2 protein-coding genes are annotated in these 2,127 nt (G+C 63.7%); both read left to right on the top strand.

Features of this window, described 5'->3' with window-relative positions:
• A partial coding sequence (locus B3T59_RS23400; RefSeq protein ID WP_287005268.1) for a carbon-nitrogen hydrolase family protein occupies nucleotides 1-820 on the top strand: 820 nt, incomplete at its 5' end.
• Nucleotides 820-1,959, top strand: a complete 1,140-nt coding sequence (locus tag B3T59_RS23395) for an MSMEG_0565 family glycosyltransferase (RefSeq protein ID WP_064864153.1) — start codon at nucleotides 820-822, stop codon at nucleotides 1,957-1,959. The genes B3T59_RS23400 and B3T59_RS23395, both read left to right, overlap by 1 nt.
• Nucleotides 1,960-2,127: the final 168 nt, after the last annotated feature.

The raw sequence follows: 2,127 nt of genomic DNA, 5'->3' as shown, positions 1-2,127 counted from the left end.
CGCGCACTTCGGACGCGACGTCGAACGGGGACTGTCCAAGGCGCTCGGCATCATCGAGGTCGCAGCGCGCGACAACGTCGATCTTCTCGTCTTTCCCGACGCGTCGATCGGCGGGTACATCGGCGATCTGCGCGCGCCCGATCACTACGAGCTACCACCGGCACTCGACCCGGACGGACCCGAGTTGGCGGCGATCATCGCTGCGGCAGGCGACATGACAGTCTGCATCGGCTATACGGAGGCCGATGCAGACCGCAGGTTCAACACTGCGGTCTGTGTGTCGGGTGACGGAATCCTCGGTCGTCACCGCAAGGTTCATCAGCCTGCAGGCGAGAGCGAGGCCTATTCCGCAGGCGACTCCTTCCACGCGTTCGATACCCCGGTCGGGCGACTGGGCATGCTCATCGACTACGACAAGACCTTTCCCGAATCGGCCAGAACACTTGCTCTCGACGGCGCACGCGTCATCGCTGCGCTGTCTGCGTGGCCCGCAAGCGTGACCGACCGTGCCGCACGCTTGCCTGCCGACCGGCAGTCACGGCTTTTCGACCTGTACGACTGCGCCCGCGCCGCCGAGAACCAGGTCTTCGTTGTCTCGTCGAATCTCACCGGGGTCACCGGATCACTCCGGTTCCTCGGCCAGGCGAAGGTGGTCGGGCCGGGTGGTGAGATCCTGGCGACGACGCGATCGAAGGGCGGCATGGCACAGGTGAGTGTCAACGTCGATGCCGAGATTTCGCGTGCGCGTAGGGTTCTCGATCATCTCGCAGAACTACGTCCGGACGTGTACCGGGTAAGCGAATCGGCAACGGAGGAATAGTGCGCATTGCGCTGATCACCTACTCGACCAAGCCACGTGGCGGGGTGGTGCACACCCTGAACCTGGCCGAGGCACTTGGCCGACTCGGCGCGGAGGTGACCGTCTGGAGTCTGGCGCGTGGCGGCGATCAGGGATTCTTCCGGACCGTCGATCCCTTTGTGCACCAACGTCTTGTTCCTTTCGAGAACCGGGATGACGAGTCGATCACCGAACGGATAGTACGGTCGATCGATTCGTTGCGCGCCGCGTTCACGGCCGACGAATACGATATCGTCCATGCACAGGACTGCATCAGCGCGAACGCTGTCGGCCACTGCATCCGGACGATTCATCATCTCGATCAGTTCACCACCCCGATCCTGGCGGAGTGCCACGAAAAGGCTGTGGTCGCACCGTATGCACGGATATGCGTGTCGCGTGGTGTCGCGGACGAGGTGCGAGCCGGATGGGGCCTGTCCCCCACCGTGATTCCGAACGGCGTCGACTTCGCCCGATTCCACGATGCTGCGTCGAACACTCCGGAGGCCATCGCGCGTCGCGAGGGTTGGCGGAATCGACTGGGACGGTACGTACTCGCGGTCGGAGGCATCGAACCACGCAAGGGCAGCATCGACCTGCTCGACGCTTATGCGCTCGTGCGCGACACCGACCCCGACCTCGGTCTGGTGTTCGCCGGAGGCGAGACCCTCTTCGACTATCGCGACTACCGGAGCGAATTCGACTGCCGCCAAACCGAACTCGGACTACAGCCGACGGTCCTCGGCCCGGTTGACGACGACCAGCTGCCGTCACTGGTGGCTGCGTCGGAAGTCTTCGCCTTCCCCTCCACCAAGGAAGGGTTCGGACTCGCAGCAATGGAGGCACTCGCCGCCGCTCGCCCCGTCGTGGCGCGTGAACTGCCCATCCTGCGCGAGGTCTTCGGGGACACAGTCATGTACGCGGAGAGCGCGGGCTCCCTCGCGGACGGAATCCTCGCCGCGAGAACCCCAGACGCACAGCGTGCACATCACGGCAGGTCTCTTGCGAGATCACTGACCTGGGAGGCGGCCGCACGCGCCCACCTGGCCTTCTATCGCGATCATCCTGCGCAGGGTGTATCAGCCACTACCTCGTCGAATCCATGGGCCTCGTCGACCTGAACGAGCCTATGTCGTTTCGTGACTCGATGTTCCTAGGAATGATCTTTCCTAGGATCGTTTCGGTCCTGCCGCGGTGCCGAGTCACCTCGCAGACTGGTCTTATCAGCCAGTCACCCAGAAGAGGAGGCGCCGGGACTGCTGCATCGATAGGTGACATCTGATCTGGCT

Origin of the sequence: Gordonia sp. UBA7860 (genome assembly GCF_002500165.1) — a bacterium.
Classification (GTDB): domain Bacteria; phylum Actinomycetota; class Actinomycetes; order Mycobacteriales; family Mycobacteriaceae; genus Gordonia; species Gordonia sputi.
This window is presented reverse-complemented; position numbering and strand designations above follow the sequence as displayed.